The organism is Bradyrhizobium sp. UFLA05-125, from assembly GCF_059803515.1.
The window spans coordinates 135,581-153,055 of the sequence record NZ_JBANBJ010000012.1; the positions used below are offsets into that span (position 1 = coordinate 135,581).

A 17,475-nucleotide genomic window follows, 5' to 3' on the forward strand; every position below is an offset into this window, starting at 1 on the left:
GACACCGCCGAACGACGGGATTCGGTCGCGCCTGATGATGCTGCCTGCGTTGAACGAAGGCAGCACTTGGCCGGGCTTGCTCGTTCGCGTGATCCAGAACCATCCGTACCGCTCGGGCCCGGACCTCGGGTGAAAACTTGTTCGTCGTCTTGCTCGTCATGGCTCCATCCTCTCAGGAGTTGGAGCCTCCGGCAAACCCGGCGCGGTTCAAAGACCTGCTGAAGGTCTGCCTTTTGGTCGGGAGTCTGGTACTTGCTTCCTCGATACGGCGGATTTCCGCATATATAAGTCTCACCGCCCTCGTTCTCGAAGTCGATCTGCGCCTGATCGAGCGGAGAATGAAAAAGGTCCTCAGCGTGATGCTTCACGCCAGCGCCAGTAGGCGGGCAGATGCTGAGCCAGTCCAGTCGTAACGCATTGCCGCATGTGATCCAATTCTGTGCATCGAGCGGCAGAAACGCCTTCAATGCTTCCTTCTGCCCGCGATAGAGCACATCGCACTGAAACTCTGCGATGATGAGCGCAAGGCGCGCGATCTCGGCCGGAAAGTCGCGCAGCTCGATTCCCCGGAAGTTAGTGAGAGGAATCTCGCTCCGCTGGCCGGCTTCACCGCGTCGGTTGTTGATCTCTGCCTCAATGGCCCGCATTTCCTTGTAAGCTATGACAAGAAAATTGCCAGAGCCGCAGGCCGGATCGAATACCCTAACCTTCGTCAGGCGTTTGCGAAGGTTAAGAAGCGTACGTGGATTGTCACCAGCTTCTTCAAGCTTTGTCCGCAGATCGTCGAGGAACAGTGGATTCAATACCTTCAAGATGCTCGGCACACTAGTGTAGTGCATACCGAGCGCACCGCGCTCCTCCTCATCGGCGACGGCCTGGATCATCGACCCGAAGATGTCCGGGTTGATTTTCCTCCAATCGAGCCGACCGATGTGAATTAGGTAGGGGCAAGCGATCTTGCTAAATCTCGGCACCTCGGTGCTGCCCGCAAACAGGCCGCCGTTCACATAGGGGAATGCATCTGCCCAGCGGGGTAGTTTCGCGTCGGCTCGATCTTCGGCCTTGGTATTCATGGCGCGGAAGATCGTTCCGATCACTTCATGGGTGACTGACGAGTCCTTTTCGGTCATCTGCTCAACTGTGTCCGTGAACAGATCCACTTTGCGAAAGATGTCCGTGTCCTCTGCAAAAAAGCAAAAAATCAGCCGCGCCATGAAGTGATTCATGTCGTGACCGCGTGCCGCCGTGCCCCAATCAGGATTGTCCTTTAGCAGCTCGATATAAAGCCGGTTCAGGCGACTGGTCGCACGGATATCGAACGAGCTTTCGCGGACCTGTTCGACGGTCGTGATACCGGCCAGTGGCAGGAAGAAACCGAAATGGTCGGGAAAATCGGGGTAAGCGCAAGCGACCGTTTCTCCACTGCTCAAGTCCTCAGCCTCGAAAGAGTCTCCGTCCGTGGCCAAAACGAACTTGGCCTTAGCTTTAGCCGTCGCCGGGCTGGCCTTCAGCGCAGCGAGAGTTTTTGTTACTTCGCCGGAGGCAGCAACTGCTATGTGAATGTTGTTGGTCTGAAGGACGCCTCCGAGGTCGGATTTATTCGATTCTCCTTTCCGCAGGCGCTTGAGAGTCGTGTCCTTGTTGCCAAAGGCTTGAAGGAACTCGAAGGGAAACTCCTTTGGATCGAATGGCTGCTCAGCGAGAGCGGATATCGCCTCCTCAATCTCGACGGCGTTCATACTTCCCCCCGCCGTTCCCTGATCTGGCGCACCGTGGCGCGGAAAGGCTCGATCTTGATCTTGTTGGTACGAAGCATCACTTCGGAAGCTCTTAATCTAGCTGAGGCATCAGCATTCGCGGGCAGGCGCGCCAAAAGTTTTTTTCCAGCCGGGTACCGTCGATGGCCCAGACATAGCAGCTGCCTCTCGTTCGTTGCTCTCATCGTGCATGCGCCGCTTCAGGCATTCTCCAGACGGCATCATCGTCCGTTTCCAGAGCAATGAGATTTGCTCCTTTCGGACACTTAAAGTCCAGCTCAACTCCGATGCCCCGTGGAGCCTCGGTTTCCGGCATCACTTCATGCACATCGACGTCGTCTACTCGCAGTTTTTGGATTCGCCCCCATCGTGCGCCTGCAGACTCTATCAGCACAAACACAGGTTGGCCGACGAGGAGCCGCTTCCCGGGCTTCTCGATCACAACTACCGTTCCTTTCTTGTATGGGCCATCGTCTCGCACTTGCACAAGTGCGACGTGACCAACCGACGCGGGACCGTGATGTGCCTTGAGGTAGGAGCCAACGGTTATCGCGAAGATCGACTGTGCGAAGGCGTGCATGAAGCTGATCGCCTCCCTCATTTCGTTCTCACCGGGCAGCTCGGTCGGAATGTCGCCTCCATGTGCAATTTCATTGCGGCGATCGACCATGTCTTTGATGCGTTCTTCGATGAGCGTCGCGGGGACCCCATCTTGTAGAACAACCTCAAGGTCCTTCGTCTCGCGATACCAGTTCATGAGTGCATCGGCTCCGCGAGCGCGATCGCAGACGTTCTCTATGCCGACTGTCGCAAACAGGCTGTCAATCTCGCTTACGCGCAGATTCACGTCGTGAGCTATTACCGCTGCCTTGTTCAGCGTGTACGGCTTGATCCCGTTCAGGCACTCGTACAGGTTCTTGACGACCTCAAGTTCAGTAAGACCAAGATAGCGCCCCTCTCCGATACGACCACGCGACAACATATCGGCCGTCCGTGAGCGGTGCTTGCTCAAGAGCTTTGTTGGCAACTCCACATAGCGAAGGCGTCGCGACTCGAAATGAGCGTACTCGGCTATGCATGCTTCGATAAACTTCTCGAACGAGGCGTAGAGCGCAATGGCGAATGCCGCGTAATCAAACCGGCGGCGGACGAATACGTACCTGCGCACGAGTGAGTTCTTATGGTTGGCGAGCACCGTATTGACCGGGCTGATCGACGCAACCAGAACCTCCAGCTCTTCCAATTCCTTCGTGAATACGTCCAGCGTAGAACGCACAGATCGGCTCCCTCGCGGACTCTATTTCGCAGTCTTGGCGATCGCGTTGGAGAAGGCCTCGCTCACGCAACGATTTCGGTCTTGGGTATCTTTGAAATTGGTCCGACGTCCGGAGAAAAGACCTTGGTTCTGTTGATAAACTTCCTTTAGCTCACCCCGAAGTACGGCCTTGTTCGCCACGAGTTCGGCCCGATGCGGCACCACGTCAGGGCTGTTTGCGACGAACATGAGCGGATCGTAAACGATCTTTGTTGGTCGCCGCTTCGATGAATCAAGAACGGTGAACGTTTCGGCTCCCAGTGCATCCCAAAGGAACTGCACGGTCTCTTCAAACATCGACCGGTATTCAGCCAGTCCTTGTTCCGGAAACTTGTTGCCGGCCACGATGAAGCGGTCAAGAAATTCCGAGATCTTGTTTAGCCCGGCCTTGAACTCGCCGATCTTCCGATAAGCGAAGAAGCGCAACACTAGTTCTGCGTCCTCCATCTTCTCAAACATGCGGATGCCCGCTGTGGTCGAATCGTCGGCAGCATCGTCATCGTCTTCGTCTTCGTTCGTCACCTCTGGTTTGGGATCAAGCGGGATGCCCCACATACGTCGAAACTTCTCGTTTTCCGACAACTCGAGGCAGAGCTTATTCAGCGGGCCGTTGTAGACAGCGTTGCGCGTCTCCTGGCTCCCAAGTTTCACTCCCCCAGAGTTGAGCCGCTCGAACACCATCTTCTTCAGCATCGCGGCCTGCTCCTCGCTGGCAGCTGTTTCCTTTAGAAGAATTATTGAAGAGATGTAGCGGCGATCAATGCCGTCTCTAATTTTCGATGGAAGTTGCGAATATGTGCGACCATCGAGCTCTGACCAGTACTGCAGCCCGCTCAGTTCGAACTTGTCTGCGTAGAAGTCGCTTAGTGCAGTGAGTCGTTGTCGGCCGTCCATTACCTCAAAGCGAGCCAGATCGCGCTCGTACAGGAATACTGGTGGAACCGGCACGTTCATCAAGAACGACTCAATGAGCCTCGATTTCCTTTCCTTGCTCCAGCGGTGGCGACGTTGATATTCGGGATCGAGCTTGTACCGCAGCTCCTTCTCGCCGCCCTCGTCCTCTATCTCGTCCCTGAGCATCCCAAGAATCCCGGCGAGGGGATACCGAGCCTGTTCGGTAACGATGCGGATTTCGCCCTTCGCGTAGCGGCTGTTCAATTCCTCATCGGAAGACTTCGACTTGGTCGCCTCGTGATCGAATGGAACTCTTTCGAAATCGCGGAGATGATTTCCCTCCCCCTGCTGCGTCTTGGCGGTCGCCCCCGGCTTTTTCCGGCTTTCCTTTGTCACTGATAATCCCCGTCCACATGGTGGCAGTATACGTCGTATTCCGTGATTGCTTTCTTTGGTTCGGCTTGAAACTGCCGAACCTGTCGGCGTCCGCGGTCGGAATCAGGCACCGCCCTAGCGGCCACGATCTTCCAGCCGGACTCGGCCAAAGACTTCTTAAGCACATCCATGGGCCTTACGTCACGATCATGGATTCCGCCGTATCGGATAATGAGGCGCGCCCCATCAGTCGTATGCAAGGCCACATTCTTCCAAACGCGCCGCATCTCCGCAGCGAAGTGATCGGCGCCTGAGTGCTCAAGCTGCCCCTCGGGATAACGGTAATCAACTTGGTCCGGGCCACCAAGGAACCACAGCCGGAGCCACTGGTCTGGCAGGTAGGTACGCATGCCAAAGTATGGAGGCGATGTGACAACGAAGCGTGCCTTCGGAACGTCGCTGAAGGTGTCCGGCCTTCGGCTATCTCCTAGTTGCACCATGCCTCTGACGTTGGGCGGCGGCTCAGCCAGGTAGCGTTCCGCCCGCGTTTGAATAATCGACAACACGTCGACTTTGTCCGGGCGCATCCCGCGGCGTGTCCAGAATCTAGCCGCGTAGTCCGGCTTCGGCGCGAACGTCCGCGGAGACTGGTTCGAGAAGTACGAAGGCGTCCCCTTTGGTCGTGGGCCATGGAGCGCGCCGAGAATTATTGCGCGCAATAATACGCTTGCCGGCGATGAGCATTCGGCGAGGAGCGCCTCGCGCAACTGGCAGAGACGGACGAGGGTACTTTCATGATACGCGAGCTTCCAGAACTTGCCGGATGGCACTCGTTCGGGCTCTTTTGCGACGTCAAGAATGGACCGCGCACACGCGACAACTTGGCTTGGGTCGGCTGAGGCAAGCTTCGCTTGAGCGAGAGCTGCCGCCACCGGACTGCTATCGATTCCTACGGATGGCATTTCTAGGAGCCGAGCTGCGAAATTTGTAGTGCCACGCCCGCAAAACGGATCAATTACCCAATCGCCCCGCTTACCGTGCGTTTTTAGGACACGGAGCGGAAACTCGAGCGGGTACATCGTATAGTAGGGACAGATTGCGTTCAGGGCGTCATTGCTCATGGAATGGATTCAATGCTCAGGCAAGTGGCGAGGTCCTCGGCCGAACGGGGACGCTGTGGTCGCGAAGGGCGTTATCGTTCCGGTCACAAACGAAATTCGATCCGCTGCGGTTATAGATTGATTCTATGCGAGGCGGGGGCCAAAGCGAGGCGCTGTCCAGCCCGGACTTTTGTCATTCACAGCTTCTGCGCCCTCGCCCCCTACTCGATAACGGGAGGGGGGGGAGGGATAGAGAAGCGGCCACGGTCCTCTTGTGGGCGCAACCCTCCTCAAAGGTCGACGTGCCCCCATCGATCTCCTGCCCGAGCCTAGCAAGCGCAACGAAATCTAGATTGTCAGGGGGCGCCCCTGCTTGGGGCTCAGAGCGAAGCGTTTCTACCTTTTGTCTAGCGAGACCTATTGCAGAGCGTGCCGTGCTCGCCACCGGCAAGCTCTAAGGCCGCATCTGCAATAAACGTGATGCAATCTTCGGTGCGGCAGGGTACTTTGTAGCTCCTATAGGCGCCACCCAAGAGTGCCACACAAAAACAGATCGCCGGACCGAAAAGTACAATAAAATCAATATTCAACAGGGTTGCGCAGTTAGTTCAAGCCTGTCTGACACTGGCGGCCAGGTCAAAGCAGGCGTCCGATCGTTTCTGCCGCATCCCCACAAAGCATTGTACTCCCTTCATCCGCTAGTTTCTCGCGAGACCGACGACCCGGCTGGGCGCAGTGCAGCGCACTTTAGGTAATTATTGACCAATGAAATGTACCGGCGCTTCCCACATCCCCAAGCCCTAGCGACTTCCACCAAATTCGATTCGGCGCGATCATGATCGGATGTCTCCACGCATCATTCCTATCCCGCTCTCCGGCGATCTAAGGAAGGCTCAGGCCAAGGGCGTTCGTCATGCTGACGGGCTCCATGACACCTACTTCGAGCAGTCGAAGCTGATCCGCAGTGCAGCAGAAGCCAAGATCCGTGAAGCCGATAAGCTCGAATGCGAGGCGTGGAACGCACTGATGTGGGCGTGGGCTACTGGGGAGATGCGCCCAGTCGTTGACGAACGGCAAGCCAATCCCACGATCGGCAAGGCTATCAACGGCGGATACGATCTGCTTGAGGCGAAGTGCAAACGTTGCCGCCGCCTTTCACTGGTTTCACTTCGTGCCGTTAAACGCCCCGCGCGGACGCCGATCTTGATGCTCGAGGACGCACTATTCTGCGAACCGTGCAGCGACGGTAAGCATTACACTCATCGCCAGCGAGCGTTTATCGTTGGCCTCACATATGCCAAACCTGATGCCCCTTCATCTGGCGCAGCAAGCGAGGGAAAGCGGCGACGATGACGATCTTCCGATTATCTCCGATCGATACCCGTGCCAGTGACGAAAAATGGTCTGCCTCCACCGTCCGGGAGACTGTGTGGGTCGAGGCGCGTGATGACCTGCACGCCCGCCATTTGGTAGAAGCAGCTACACTCAAAATGCTTGACGTGAAGCCAGGGCGGTCCACGCTTTTCTCACCCTGGCTATATCAGGTAGTCACTTCCTGTTTCCCCGAGGATGATGTGCAGAAGCCAGCAAAAGGACAGGTGCTGACTGCGTCGGGCAAAGCTATCGCAATCCCCGGCGCCGATTTTGGCTGACATGTGCAATCTTTATTCGATCACCACAAATCAGGAAGCAATCAGCGCCCTCTTCAGGGTCGTCAACAGGTACGTCGGCAATCTGGCGCCGATGCCGGGAGTGTTTCCGGACTACAAGGCACCGATCATAAGAACCGGTGCCGAGGGACGCGAACTCGCGCTCGCGCGCTGGGGCATGCCGTCTTCACAGCAAGCTCTCCTGCAGGCGACTAAAAAACGCGCCGAGAAGCTGCAGGCGAAAGGCAAGACGGTCGACTTCAAGGAATTGCTGCGTATGGAGCCTGACGGCGGCACCACCAACATCCGGAACGTGAAGAGTAAACACTGGACGCGCTGGCTGGGACCGGAGCACCGCTGCGTGGTCCCTTTCAACTCGTTTAGCGAGTTCAACAAGGCCGAAGGCGGCGACATCTGGTTCGCGCTCGACGAGACCCGTCCTCACGCATGCTTCGCCGGCATCTGGACCAACTGGACGTCGGTTCGGAAAGTCAAGGAAGGCGAGACCACCAACGACCTCTACGCATTTCTGACGACGGAGGCGAACGCCGAAGTCTTCGCCATCCATCCGAAGGCGATGCCGGTGATCCTGACGACGCCCGAAGAGGTCGAGACCTGGATGACCGCGCCGGCGGACGAAGCGCTCAAGCTGCAGCGGCCACTTACTGACGGGACGTTGAAGATCGTTGCCCACGGTGTGAAGGAGGACCCCGCGCCGGCCGCGTAGTGTTCTGCACTGGCGCTGCGGAACACGTGGACAAGCCGAAGCTCTGCCGATTGCGAATCCCTGACCCGTGCTAACCGCCCGGAACGAGCGGGCGGGCGGAGGGATTCGTCCCGGCAGGAGCGATCTCGATGCTGATGATGAAGGAACGACGACCGCCGATCCGGACGCTGCGGGGCTGGGCGATCTCGGTGCTGCAGGAAGCCGGCGCCATCCGCGAGTGCGAAGAGCACGGGTGGATGCAGGACCGTGCGGACCCGCACGCTCGCGAGGGGGCCTTCGACATCGCACGTCGGGATTCGCCGACCGGCTTCTCTCCGGAGGAGGCTGTCGCCGAGGTCCGCGATGTTCTGGATTCGATCGGCGATTTCCTGTCCGGAGTGTCTCTCGGAGATCGACTAGCCCCTCTCTTCTTTCGACTCTCGGCCGAACGACTCGCGCAGTCGAGTGAGTTCGATCCACGCCAACGCGGCGTCGATCCATCTCTGCCGTTCGGCTCCGTTGGCTTCCGCGGCGAGCTTCATTGCCGCAAACGCCTCAAGCTCGGGGGCGTATTCGACATTCATGGGCTGAAATATAATCGCGGATCGTAAACGATCCCGGAGAACGCCGCGGTCGCATGCAGGCAAAGGAATAGCACTCGGCCACGCGCTCATATTCGGCCGCTTGTGCGCGGCGCCGTACCGGGGCAACCTGCGGAGATTGCCGCTCGCAATGGAGTCACCGCACATGAACCCTTTCAGTCGCTCGCTCATAACCATTTTCTTGGTCGCATGTGGAGCGGTCTCAGCACACGCGGATGATAAGGCCGACGTGCTTGCAGCAAAACACGCAGGTCGAAGAGGCTTTCTCCAAGCTGGACGTCAAGGCTATCGAGGCGACTTGGGCCCATGACGGATCTGTTTCCGTCATACAGCCCGCAAGTAAAGCACCGCTGCTGGGTTGGGAGGCCGTCCAAAAAAGTTATGCGGACCATCCGGTCAGGTACAAGGACTTCTCCGTTGTGATGGACAATCCGCAAATGGCGATCAACGGCAACATCGCGTGGGTCATAGGTGTTGAAAAGGTGTACGCACATCGAGCGAACGGCGACGTGCTCGACATTTCGGCCCTTGCGACAAACATATTCGAAAAGCGTAGCGACAAGTGGCTGCTGGTGCACCATCACGCGAGCCGCATGCCTTGATTCGGCTTGGCTCCTTCGTCGTCCAGATCAGGAAGTTCGGCATGCTCGGCGAACCGTCCACTGGATCCCGCCGGCCGCTTCAGCACCCCGCCCGGCTTCGCCATGGTGGCGGCCACGATGTCCGATTCGCCGTTTTCTCTGGCGGCACCCTGGTGGAACAGGTTGCTGCCGGCGCCCCACGCCTCCAGAGCCGCCTTCATCGAAGGGGCCGCGATCGCGAGATCGTAGAAGCCGAGCGAGGTCTGGAACGTCCTGAGCTTCCGCGGCATGACCTGCAAGACTCGCCGATCTAGCGACGGCGCGCGACCCAGAGGCCGACCAGGAACGCCGCGAAAAGCGACCGCAGCGGCGCCTTCACCGTCACCTCGCGCAAGTGATCGGCCCAGCGCATGACCTCATCTTGCGATGACATGGCAGGCCGGCGTGGACTCGCCTGGGATCCAGCCACTCTCGCGCCGGCAGCCAACTTGGTGCCGTCGTGATCGTCCACCAGGCCGGAGGCTTCGGTCATGGCCGAGGCTTCTTTCATGTCCATGGCGCTCTCCTTTCGAACTCAAGCGGACTTCCGCCGGGCTCCCGCAGCAGGCTTCTTGGCGGCGGCCTCCTTGATCGGCTTCTTCCCAGCGATCGGCATCAACATCTCCTTTTGGCCGACTGCCGCCTTTTTCGCCTTCTTGGCGGGCTTCTTCTGGGTCGCGGCTTCGGCCGCATCGCCGCCGACGCTCTTGCGCAGCGCGTCCATCAGATCGACCACGTTCTCGCCTTTGGGGCGCTCCTTCCGACGGATGACTTTGCCGGCCCGCTTCTGATTGATGAGGTCGACCAGGGCGCTCTCGTAATGGTCCTCGAACTTCTCCGGATCGAAGCGGCCGGCCTTTTGATTCACGATGTGCTTGGCGAGGTCCAGCATGTCCGTGGTGACCTTTACGTCCTGGATCTCGTCAAAATACTCCTGCTCGCTCCTGACCTCGTAGGGGTAGCGCAGCAGCGTGCCGATCAGGCCTTTGTCACGCGCTTCGAGCGCGATGATGTGCTCACGGTTGGTCAGCACCACCCGCCCAATCGCGACCTTGTCCATCTCGCGTATGGTCTCGCGGATCACCGCGAATGCGTCGTGCCCGACCTTGCCGTCCGGACGCAGGTAGTAGGGGCGGATCAGATAGCGGGGGTCGATGTCGCTGCGGTCGACGAACTCGTCAATCTCGATGGTGCGCGTGGACTCGAGCGCGACTTCCTCGAGCTCCTCCTTCGTCACCTCGATGAACTGTCCTTTCTCGACCTCGTAGCCTTTGACGATGTCCTCGTTCGGGACCTCGTCGCCGGTATCGGCGTCGACCTTGAGATACTTGATGCGATGGCCGGTAGTCCGGTTCAGTTGGTTGAAGCTGATCTTCTCGGACTCCGAGGTGGCCGGGTAGAGCGCCACCGGACAGGTCACGAGGGACAGACGCAGGAAGCCTTTCCAGTTGGCGCGCGGGGCCATCTACGCGGAACTCCGTTCGGTTGACCTGGATTCAAGACGAACGAGGGCACCCGGTTCCGACATCCCACTTCTCGCCTTCCCTTCATTTCCGTGCGACACACTGCGCCACCGGTATTCGAGGCCGCTGCGAAAAGCCGAGTCCCGATTTGCGGCACGCGAAATTGTGATGGGTCAAGGAGAATCGCGCCCGCAGGAGAGTTGGTTACGTGCCGAGTGGGAGGAGCGTGTGCTCCTCTCCTGTTGCGGTTGCGGGGACCCGGACTCCTAGGCACTCCGGGCTCCGCCCTCCGTCCTGGCCCGCAGACAGGGGCCGGCCCCGGTTCCTCGTGCATTAGGCAGCTTGACGCGACGTGCCCCAGGCGTTGAAATCCGGCTTTCGGTGATGTTGCGGGGGTGGCGTCGTGGAAGAGTTCTATAGGGGCTTCGCGCAGCGGGCGCGCGATCTGGCTGAAAAGGCGGATTCGTTCACCAGGCGGCGGCTGCTCGACTTGGCAAAGCGATACGAGCTCAAGGGCGACCGGTCTTCCGCCGGAAGGTCCCTTCCGCCGCCGCGCGCCACACCTCCCAGCGTGCTTTTCTCCGGCTCCGGCGAGGCTTGACTCAGTCCTTCCCATTCTTCGGGCTCGGCGAAGCACTTGCTCGGCGTTCGTACTCGTCCGCCAGTGCGGTGAGCCGCTCGATCACCTCCGGATCGGTGATGGAAGCAGCCAAGCGTCTGCACCTCTGCGCTTCGGCGAGCAATCGCGTCTTCTCATCTTCCATGGCAATTCCAGCCCGCTTCCTCAGTGCGGGTCACCGCGTTCTCCGCGGCGGCACGTGCGTCAGCCGTCCTTCAGCGCGTCCTTGGTATCGTTCGCAGGCCAACTCTCGCCGGCGGGCCTGACCCGCACCTTCCCGCCGCCGCCCAAAAGGGCGTGCGTGGCGACCTCGTCCTCGACTTCGACGACCGTGAGCTCGGTCTCGGGCTTCCAGTCGAGCGTCAGGTCGAGATCGCCCGGAAAAATCTGCCAGCACGAGCCGTCTTCGAGCTCGACGATGTGGCTCTCGGAATGGGAGCAGATTTTCATCCGGCGCTCCCCTGACCTCCGGTGCGGCGCTCGCTACTTCTGACCCGACGGCGCCTGGGCATTCGAGTCGTTCGGGTTCTTCTGCTTGTTGGCCTCATGGTGACCGATCGCGCATCCCGCAGCGGCGCCGAGCTTGCCGTGTCCGGCCATGTGGCCAGCCACGCCGCCGACGATGGCTCCCTTGATGCAGCCCTTCGCTTGCGCCGGCGAAACCGACATCAGGGCCAGCAGGCACGTAACCGCTAGAATTGGCTTCATGGTCTCCTCCACTCTCCAGTTGTCCGCCAGATCAAGTCGCGGGAAAGCGGCCCGTTCCCGGGGACCAGCCATGGGGCTCCCGGATTCGTTAACCCAACGCGCGATCTGGCGAGCCTCGACTGACGTGTCAGGCTACAAACGTCGGCGACACATCGAAGAGACGGAGACCCCGATGATCGCGACTGCCCGTTTGGGCCTGACGCTCGCCAGCCTGATCGGCACCGCCACCGCAGCACCCTGCCAGGCCGCAGGACAAATTCCGTACGGCTCCAGGACCGGGATGTCCGTGACCATCAGACAGATGGACGGCATCGACACGGACCGGGCCTCGATCAGGGTCGAGCACACACAGGAGAACGCGAAAGAATACTGCGCCGATTACCTCCAGGATCCCAGCGAGACCTGCATCGAAAACACTTTGAAAAACGTGCGCATCAACGACGCCCTGAAAGGCAACTGCCGGACCGGCCAATTCGTCAATCTCCGCGGCGAGCGCCGGACCTTCGCAGGCGCCAATCTCGACCACGACGCCGTGCCGAATAGCCCCGAGTACGCGATTTTCAAGGAAGGGGAACGCACCTTGATGCCCAGCGGCAACGCGGCGGGTTACCTGGTCGATCTCGAACAATTCAAGGCGCTCTGCCCCGCGAAGTTCGCGCAGGCGATGGGGGCCTTTGAGACCCGACCGAAGTTCATCGGGCGCTGGTACACCGGTGACAAGAAGGTCTGCCACGAACCCGATGGAGCCGCCGAGGGGCTCCTGACCTACAAGGCGCGCGAATTCATCGCCATCGAATCCATCTGCAGGTACACGAACGTGCGCGTCGCGGGCACCCGGTCCGAGATTTCGATGCGCTGCTCAAGCGAAGGGCAGGATTCCAGAAGTCGGGAAACGGTCGAAGCGGACCAGCGCAAGCTCGTCAGGACGGTCACCGTCGACGGAAGGCAGATGACGTTCTCCTACGACCGATGCCCGTTCTGATCGGACCAACCCCGGTCACGCCGGCAGCTCGACGCCCTCCGGCAGGTCGTCCTTGTCGATCTTCATCTCCATCCGCACACCGGTGAGCGTCGCCCGCCGGTGAACGAATTTCGTGCCGTGCATCACCACGAACTTGAACCGTTCGCCAATCATCATCTGCAGGATCGGCGGCAGCGCGTCCTCTGGCAGCGAAATCAATCCCGTAATGGGGTCGCGGTAGCCGTCGAGCGAACCAACGAACAGCGGCCGCAGCGCCTTCCGCGCCTCCTGATCGAGGTCCCGCGACGGCAGGAACGTCAGCTCGATCCTGTCGGTCCTCAGCCCGTTTGGGTGCAGCAGCCTGCCCCGGACGTGAAGGTGTCGGAATTCGTGGTAAGGGTCGACCGGCTGCGGCTCGGTGTTGAGGCCGAGAGAGTAGCCCCAATCCCAATCCTCGATCGCGACGACGTAGTAGACATCGGGCTCGCGGGGTCTGCGCTTTTTCTTGGTCACCTTCCCCGGCTTCGCAGTCATCCTGGCTTCCTCAGTCGATAGTGTTCAAAATGCGAATATCTGATATTCGATGGGACGATCGACGCCGACTTCAATTGTCCTCACGGGGCCGAACGGACTTCGACAACGTTCTGTCGCCCGCAGCGAGACCAAACCGGACGGACCCCGCTCGAACTAGGCGTGAATCGCCCGAATATCGGGTACCCACAGGGGGCTTTTCCTTGCGAGATACGGAGCCTGATAGGGCCAAATTTTTCGAGAAGCGATGCTACTGACCCCGACGAATCTGGCGGCCATGGCCGAGGTGCTGGGCCGCTCCCCCGACTATCGGATCCTACGGCGCCTAATTGCCCGCCCGACCTACATCCCCACCATTGGGCAGGAGGTCAGGACCGGCATTCTGCTCGACACCGAGACCACCGGCCTCGACCACTCGAAGGACGAGATCATCGAGCTCGGGATGGTCAAGTTCGACTACACGCCGGACGGGCGGATCGTCGGCGTCAGAGACACGTTCTCCGCTTTCAACGAACCGAGTGCGCCGATCTCCGCGGAAGTGACGGCACTCACCGGCATCACCAACGAAATGGTCGCCGGACACAAATTCGACGATGCCGCCGTCACAGCCTTCGTCGAAAGCGCAGTCATCACGATCGCGCACAACAGCGGCTTCGACAGAAAATTCGCCGAACGCTACTGGCCCGTGTTCGAGCACAAGGCCTGGGGCTGCAGCATGAGCGAGATCGACTGGCGCAAACATGGTTTCGCCGGCGCACAACTCGGCTACCTGCTGAACGGTGCCGGCTTCTTCCACCAAGCGCACCGCGCCGTCGATGACTGCAACGCGCTGCTGGAGGTCCTGGATTTCGTACTGCCGACGACCGGTGCGCCGGCGCTCGCGCTCCTGCTCGAGACCGCCCGCAGGCCGACGCTGCGGATCTGGGCGGAGCAGACCGCATTCGAGCTCAAGGACTCGCTGAAACGCCGCGGCTATCGCTGGAACGACGGCAGCGACGGGAGACCTAAGTCCTGGTTTATCGATGTCGACGAGGCCGCCCTCGAGGACGAGATCACGTTCCTGCGGACACAAATCTACATGCAGGACGTCGAGCCAACCGTGCAGAGGCTCACCGCGTTCACACGGTTCTCCGGCCGGATTTGAGGCGGCCTAGCGGCCGAGACGCTTCTCGACCCGCTTGCGGCTGTTGCCGACCTTCTTGACGGCCTTCTTCACGGCCGATGCGGAGCGGCCGGTCTTCTTCGCTTCGTAGCGGACTTCGTAGTCCTGTCCCTTGGCGACGCGAGCCCGGTCCTGCTTGCGTCCACGCGCTGTCTTCTTCTTCGCTGCCGCCATCGACTCCTCCTCTTGCGAACTGATGAAGAATGCAACGCTGTAAGGATTCGCGGGTTCCGGAAACGAATCCTGCCGTCCCGGCTTTGAGTCCGAGTTGTTGCGTTGGAGTTCATTGCGTGGCGTTTCAGCGACGTAAATTGGCGGCGGTCGGCCTGAAGGCGCCGTTCCCCGGCTTCGTAGAACCGGCCCTGGCATCATCGATCGAGAAGGTGCCGTCCGGAGCGCGGTGGATTCATGAAATCAAGTTCGACGGCTACCGCGTCCAGGTCCATTTGGTGAACGAAGCCGTGAAGGTCTTCACCCGCCGCGGTCACGACTGGACCAACCGCTTCAAGAAGGTCGCCGATGACGCCTGGCACATCAAGGCCGGGGCGGCGATTGTGGATGGTGAGGTCGTGGTCCCAGCCGCGGACGGCACGACGGACTTCTCGGTCCTTCAGAACGAATTGAAAGGCAGGTCGACCAGCATCGTACTGGTCGCCTTCGATCTTCTGTACCTGAACGGCCGCGACCTCCGGAAGGTGCCGCTCTTCCAGCGCAAGACTGAACTCAAGAGGATCATCGACGGCACCGAGATCCAGTTCAGCGAAAGTTTCGAGCTTGAGGGCCGCGAGATGTTCGAGCACGCCTGCAAGATCGGACTGGAGGGCGTTGTCTCGAAAGTACGCGACAGCGCTTACGCCAGCGGCCGCGGCAACAACTGGGTCAAGAAGACCTGCACGCAGCGCGAGACTCTGACTATCACCGGTTTCGCGCTCGACGAAGGCAAGTGGGACGGCATCTATCTCGGCCGGCGCAAGGGGGACGACCTGGTCTACGCCGGCAAGGTCGACCACGGCTTCGATAAAGTTTCCGCAGCCGACCTGCAAAGGCGACTGAAGCCGCTAATCCGGAAGACGCAGCCGTACGCGAAGCGGATCGCCCACAAGGGAATCTGGGTGGAGCCGAAACTGCTCGCCGAGGTCGAATATCGGGCCAAGTCGGCGGAAGGAAAGGTGAGGCACCCGTTTTTCAAGGGGCTGCGCGAGGACCTTTGAGTGGGCGGGTGCGGCCGAACTATCGGCGAGAACAGGCGTTTACCGGTCATGTCAGACGCCTTCGACTATTTCCGCGCCTATGCCGTCCGAGCTCTTTGCAAGGCGCGAGCGATGCCGATGGGCCGGATGAAGCACCTACAGCTGGTGGTCGGCCGGATCTATAACCTCCTCAAGAAGGAGGCGGCGTATGGCCCGAACACGCAGCACCTCGAGGATTTTCGCGCAGCTCAGAAGCTCGAGAGCTCTCTCGATCGCCGGCCAAGTGACCGCTCCGGCGGTCGCCTTACTCCGGCGGCGCAACAAAGTGTGGATCGGGAGGCTCGCTGAATGCCTTCGGTCGCCGCTCGCGGTGTGGCAGGTCTCTTGCGAGAGTACGCGCAGCGTACCGCTTTGCGAGGCGGCAATCCCTACCGGGCGAAAGCCTACTCTCGGGCCGCTGACAGCTTGGCGGCCCTTGCCGTCCCTCTGGACGTGCTCATCGCCGAAGACCGTCTTACGGAGATCCCCGGCATCGGCGACGCGATAGCCGACATCATCACCAAGCTGCACAGGACCGGCAGCCATCCGAGCCTCGAAAAGCTGCGGAAGGAGGTTCCCGAGGGCGTGCTCGAGATGCTCGCTGTGCCCGGCCTTCGTCCGGAGAAGGTGCTGCGCCTGTATAAGGATCTCGGCATCGCCTCGCTCGCGGAATTGGAGGCCGCCGCCAAGGACGATCGCATCAAAAAGGCGAAAGGACTCGGCGCCGCGAGCTATCGCGAAGAGCGGAGAAGGCCGCCTCCACCTTCACCGTGCCGCCGCCCTGCTGGCGCATGCGAGGGAATCGATCCGCAAGTCCCGCCCCGAACTCAAGCGCGTGACGATCGCTGGCGATTTCCGTCGAGGCTGCGAACTCGTCGCCGACCTCGCGATCGTTGCGGAAGCTCCAGAGGCGTGCCGATTCCGAGGTCATCGCGCGCACCGTACCGATTACGCGCGGGGTTCCGAAATGATCGCGCGCAGCATTCCGAGCATTATCTGCGCAGGATTCCGACGTGATCGCGCGCAGTTTCGCATGATGTGAGGCCTGATCGTTGAGCCATTTCTGCAGCTGGAAACAGCTGGGAGAATTGGATGCCGACGAGGAGGGTTATCATGCGCCGGGTGCGCGAGATTGTGAGGTTGAGCCTTGAGGCGGGGCTCTCGACGCGCGTGGTTGGCGAGCGTGTCGGCGTCGGACCGACGACGGTACGTGACACGCTGAAGCGGTTTGTGCGCGCGGGTCTGGCATGGCCAGTCCCGGAAGCGATAAGCGACGCCGAGCTGGAGCAACTGCTGTACGGGGTGCCTGGCGTGAAGCCTGGTCGCCGCAAGGTGGCCGAGCCTGACTGGTCCGTTGTTGCCCGCGAGCTCAAGCGCAAGCATGTGACCTTGCAGGTGCTGTGGGAAGAGTACATTGCAGAGCATCCGGACGGTTACCGGTATAGCCGTTTCTGTGACTTGTTCCGCAACTGGGAAGGCCGGCTGCCGCTGGTGATGCGCCAACATCACGGTGGGGGCGAGAAATTGTTTGTCGACTATGCCGGCGACAGGGTGCCGGTGGTTGACCGCAAGACCGGCGAGGTGCGTGACGCGCACATCTTCGTCGCGGTCATGGGCGCATCCAGCTTGTCATTCGCGCTGGCGACGTGGACCGAGCGGCTCGGCGACTGGATCGCAGGACACAACGCGGCCTACAGCTTTTTTGGTGGCGCGACGCAACTGCTGGTGCCCGACAACGCCAAGGTCGCGGTGATCAAGGCCTGCCTCTATGACCCCATGGTCAA

Annotated in this window: 21 protein-coding genes and 5 pseudogenes; 12 read left to right on the top strand and 14 right to left on the bottom strand. The window is 60.3% G+C overall.

What is annotated here, in order from left to right; genetic code table 11:
• Positions 1-164 precede the first annotated feature (164 nt).
• From SO156_RS14580 to SO156_RS14600, 5 genes and pseudogenes are all read right to left on the bottom strand, one after another.
• Positions 165-1,739: pseudogene (locus SO156_RS14580) on the bottom strand (DNA methyltransferase); the annotation flags it as partial.
• A gap of 199 nt (positions 1,740-1,938) precedes the next feature.
• A complete protein-coding gene (locus SO156_RS14585; protein WP_498535272.1) occupies positions 1,939-3,033 on the bottom strand; it encodes a HEPN domain-containing protein in 1,095 nt (364 codons plus the stop codon).
• A 21-nt stretch (positions 3,034-3,054) separates the two neighbouring features.
• The gene (locus SO156_RS14590; RefSeq protein ID WP_498535273.1) at positions 3,055-4,362 is read right to left on the bottom strand and encodes a DUF262 domain-containing protein; all 1,308 of its coding nucleotides are present in this window, start codon (positions 4,360-4,362) and stop codon (positions 3,055-3,057) included.
• Positions 4,359-4,928 (bottom strand): hypothetical protein, encoded by a 570-nt coding sequence (locus tag SO156_RS14595; protein WP_498535303.1) that lies wholly within the window; start codon positions 4,926-4,928, stop codon positions 4,359-4,361. Before SO156_RS14595 ends, SO156_RS14590 begins: the two co-directional genes overlap by 4 nt.
• 339 nt (positions 4,929-5,267) lie before the next feature.
• Positions 5,268-5,462: pseudogene (locus tag SO156_RS14600) on the bottom strand (DNA methyltransferase); the annotation flags it as partial.
• Between the two features lie 822 nt (positions 5,463-6,284).
• Between SO156_RS14600 and SO156_RS14605 the strand changes: the two are divergent.
• The 4 genes and pseudogenes from SO156_RS14605 (at position 6,285) to SO156_RS14620 (ending at position 8,216) form a co-directional block, all read left to right on the top strand.
• Positions 6,285-6,794: a hypothetical protein gene (locus SO156_RS14605; RefSeq protein WP_498535274.1), complete on the top strand. Its 510-nt coding sequence runs from the start codon at positions 6,285-6,287 to the stop codon at positions 6,792-6,794.
• Positions 6,791-7,093 carry a hypothetical protein gene (locus tag SO156_RS14610; protein WP_498535275.1) on the top strand — a complete coding sequence of 101 codons (303 nt, stop codon included), beginning with the start codon at positions 6,791-6,793 and terminating at the stop codon, positions 7,091-7,093. The genes SO156_RS14605 and SO156_RS14610 overlap by 4 nt, the downstream gene beginning before the upstream one ends.
• A gap of 1 nt (position 7,094) precedes the next feature.
• Complete coding sequence (locus tag SO156_RS14615) at positions 7,095-7,817, top strand: SOS response-associated peptidase (protein ID WP_498535276.1); 723 nt, start codon at positions 7,095-7,097, stop codon at positions 7,815-7,817.
• 128 nt (positions 7,818-7,945) lie between these two features.
• Positions 7,946-8,216, top strand: a pseudogene (locus SO156_RS14620) (hypothetical protein).
• On the opposite strand, the gene SO156_RS14625 reads toward SO156_RS14620, so the two are convergent.
• A complete protein-coding gene (locus tag SO156_RS14625) occupies positions 8,213-8,569 on the bottom strand; it encodes a hypothetical protein (protein ID WP_498535277.1) in 357 nt (118 codons plus the stop codon). The pseudogene SO156_RS14620 and the gene SO156_RS14625 sit on opposite strands and share 4 nt — an antisense overlap.
• A 44-nt stretch (positions 8,570-8,613) precedes the next feature.
• On the opposite strand from SO156_RS14625, the gene SO156_RS14630 reads away from it, so the two are divergent.
• Positions 8,614-9,000: a YybH family protein gene (locus SO156_RS14630; RefSeq protein WP_498535278.1), complete on the top strand. Its 387-nt coding sequence runs from the start codon at positions 8,614-8,616 to the stop codon at positions 8,998-9,000.
• Here the strand turns inward: SO156_RS14630 and SO156_RS14635 are convergent.
• The 3 genes and pseudogenes from SO156_RS14635 to ku all read right to left on the bottom strand — a co-directional run.
• Positions 8,997-9,269, bottom strand: a pseudogene (locus tag SO156_RS14635) (cell envelope biogenesis protein TolA); the annotation flags it as partial. The gene SO156_RS14630 and the pseudogene SO156_RS14635 sit on opposite strands and share 4 nt — an antisense overlap.
• A 20-nt stretch (positions 9,270-9,289) precedes the next feature.
• The gene (locus tag SO156_RS14640) at positions 9,290-9,535 is read right to left on the bottom strand and encodes a hypothetical protein (RefSeq protein WP_498535279.1); all 246 of its coding nucleotides are present in this window, start codon (positions 9,533-9,535) and stop codon (positions 9,290-9,292) included.
• Positions 9,536-9,553: 18 nt separating this feature from the next.
• Positions 9,554-10,483, bottom strand: coding sequence for a non-homologous end joining protein Ku (gene ku, locus SO156_RS14645; RefSeq protein WP_498535280.1), 930 nt, complete (start codon positions 10,481-10,483; stop codon positions 9,554-9,556).
• 401 nt (positions 10,484-10,884) lie between these two features.
• Here ku and SO156_RS14650 point away from each other — a divergent pair, with 401 nt between their 5' ends.
• On the top strand, positions 10,885-11,082 hold the full coding sequence (locus tag SO156_RS14650; protein WP_498535281.1) for a hypothetical protein: 198 nt from the start codon (positions 10,885-10,887) through the stop codon (positions 11,080-11,082).
• A gap of 1 nt (position 11,083) precedes the next feature.
• Here SO156_RS14650 and SO156_RS14655 read toward each other — a convergent pair whose 3' ends face one another.
• From SO156_RS14655 to SO156_RS14665, 3 genes are read right to left on the bottom strand one after another with little or no spacing between them, the layout of a single operon-like run.
• A complete protein-coding gene (locus tag SO156_RS14655) occupies positions 11,084-11,245 on the bottom strand; it encodes a hypothetical protein (RefSeq protein ID WP_498535282.1) in 162 nt (53 codons plus the stop codon).
• A gap of 59 nt (positions 11,246-11,304) precedes the next feature.
• Positions 11,305-11,550 (bottom strand): hypothetical protein, encoded by a 246-nt coding sequence (locus SO156_RS14660; RefSeq protein ID WP_498535283.1) that lies wholly within the window; start codon positions 11,548-11,550, stop codon positions 11,305-11,307.
• Positions 11,551-11,583: 33 nt separating this feature from the next.
• Positions 11,584-11,808: a hypothetical protein gene (locus SO156_RS14665; RefSeq protein ID WP_498535284.1), complete on the bottom strand. Its 225-nt coding sequence runs from the start codon at positions 11,806-11,808 to the stop codon at positions 11,584-11,586.
• A 172-nt stretch (positions 11,809-11,980) separates the two neighbouring features.
• Here SO156_RS14665 and SO156_RS14670 point away from each other — a divergent pair, with 172 nt between their 5' ends.
• On the top strand, positions 11,981-12,790 hold the full coding sequence (locus SO156_RS14670) for a hypothetical protein (RefSeq protein WP_498535285.1): 810 nt from the start codon (positions 11,981-11,983) through the stop codon (positions 12,788-12,790).
• A gap of 15 nt (positions 12,791-12,805) precedes the next feature.
• On the opposite strand, the gene SO156_RS14675 is transcribed toward SO156_RS14670, so the two are convergent.
• Entirely contained in the window at positions 12,806-13,303 is a 498-nt protein-coding gene (locus tag SO156_RS14675) for a hypothetical protein (RefSeq protein ID WP_498535286.1), read from the bottom strand.
• Between the two features lie 244 nt (positions 13,304-13,547).
• Here SO156_RS14675 and SO156_RS14680 point away from each other — a divergent pair, with 244 nt between their 5' ends.
• The gene (locus tag SO156_RS14680) at positions 13,548-14,444 is read left to right on the top strand and encodes a 3'-5' exonuclease (protein ID WP_498535287.1); all 897 of its coding nucleotides are present in this window, start codon (positions 13,548-13,550) and stop codon (positions 14,442-14,444) included.
• A gap of 6 nt (positions 14,445-14,450) precedes the next feature.
• Here SO156_RS14680 and SO156_RS14685 read toward each other — a convergent pair whose 3' ends face one another.
• The gene (locus SO156_RS14685) at positions 14,451-14,636 is read right to left on the bottom strand and encodes a DUF3606 domain-containing protein (RefSeq protein ID WP_028133503.1); all 186 of its coding nucleotides are present in this window, start codon (positions 14,634-14,636) and stop codon (positions 14,451-14,453) included.
• 116 nt (positions 14,637-14,752) lie between these two features.
• On the opposite strand from SO156_RS14685, the gene ligD reads away from it, so the two are divergent.
• From ligD to SO156_RS14705, 4 genes and pseudogenes are all read left to right on the top strand, one after another.
• On the top strand, positions 14,753-15,673 hold the full coding sequence (gene ligD / locus SO156_RS14690; protein WP_498535288.1) for a non-homologous end-joining DNA ligase: 921 nt from the start codon (positions 14,753-14,755) through the stop codon (positions 15,671-15,673).
• 48 nt (positions 15,674-15,721) lie between these two features.
• Positions 15,722-16,000 (top strand): hypothetical protein, encoded by a 279-nt coding sequence (locus SO156_RS14695; protein ID WP_498535289.1) that lies wholly within the window; start codon positions 15,722-15,724, stop codon positions 15,998-16,000.
• A pseudogene (locus tag SO156_RS14700) lies at positions 16,001-16,604 on the top strand (helix-hairpin-helix domain-containing protein); the annotation flags it as partial.
• Positions 16,605-16,804: 200 nt separating this feature from the next.
• Positions 16,805-17,475 (top strand): helix-turn-helix domain-containing protein (locus tag SO156_RS14705; protein ID WP_498535290.1); only part of this gene is annotated, 671 nt, incomplete at its 3' end.

Coding starts and splice junctions, on each gene's coding strand:
- SO156_RS14615 (WP_498535276.1), top strand. CDS start 7,095: ATGTGCAATCTTTATTCGATCACCACAAATCAGGAAGCAATCAGCGCC.
- SO156_RS14675 (WP_498535286.1), bottom strand. CDS start 13,303: ATGACTGCGAAGCCGGGGAAGGTGACCAAGAAAAAGCGCAGACCCCGC.
- ku (WP_498535280.1), bottom strand. CDS start 10,483: ATGGCCCCGCGCGCCAACTGGAAAGGCTTCCTGCGTCTGTCCCTCGTG.
- SO156_RS14655 (WP_498535282.1), bottom strand. CDS start 11,245: ATGGAAGATGAGAAGACGCGATTGCTCGCCGAAGCGCAGAGGTGCAGA.
- SO156_RS14630 (WP_498535278.1), top strand. CDS start 8,614: ATGATAAGGCCGACGTGCTTGCAGCAAAACACGCAGGTCGAAGAGGCT.
- SO156_RS14670 (WP_498535285.1), top strand. CDS start 11,981: ATGATCGCGACTGCCCGTTTGGGCCTGACGCTCGCCAGCCTGATCGGC.
- SO156_RS14640 (WP_498535279.1), bottom strand. CDS start 9,535: ATGGACATGAAAGAAGCCTCGGCCATGACCGAAGCCTCCGGCCTGGTG.
- SO156_RS14665 (WP_498535284.1), bottom strand. CDS start 11,808: ATGAAGCCAATTCTAGCGGTTACGTGCCTGCTGGCCCTGATGTCGGTT.
- SO156_RS14685 (WP_028133503.1), bottom strand. CDS start 14,636: ATGGCGGCAGCGAAGAAGAAGACAGCGCGTGGACGCAAGCAGGACCGG.
- SO156_RS14605 (WP_498535274.1), top strand. CDS start 6,285: ATGTCTCCACGCATCATTCCTATCCCGCTCTCCGGCGATCTAAGGAAG.
- SO156_RS14595 (WP_498535303.1), bottom strand. CDS start 4,928: ATGCGCCCGGACAAAGTCGACGTGTTGTCGATTATTCAAACGCGGGCG.
- SO156_RS14680 (WP_498535287.1), top strand. CDS start 13,548: ATGCTACTGACCCCGACGAATCTGGCGGCCATGGCCGAGGTGCTGGGC.
- SO156_RS14625 (WP_498535277.1), bottom strand. CDS start 8,569: ATGAGCGAGCGACTGAAAGGGTTCATGTGCGGTGACTCCATTGCGAGC.
- SO156_RS14695 (WP_498535289.1), top strand. CDS start 15,722: ATGTCAGACGCCTTCGACTATTTCCGCGCCTATGCCGTCCGAGCTCTT.
- SO156_RS14610 (WP_498535275.1), top strand. CDS start 6,791: ATGACGATCTTCCGATTATCTCCGATCGATACCCGTGCCAGTGACGAA.
- SO156_RS14660 (WP_498535283.1), bottom strand. CDS start 11,550: ATGAAAATCTGCTCCCATTCCGAGAGCCACATCGTCGAGCTCGAAGAC.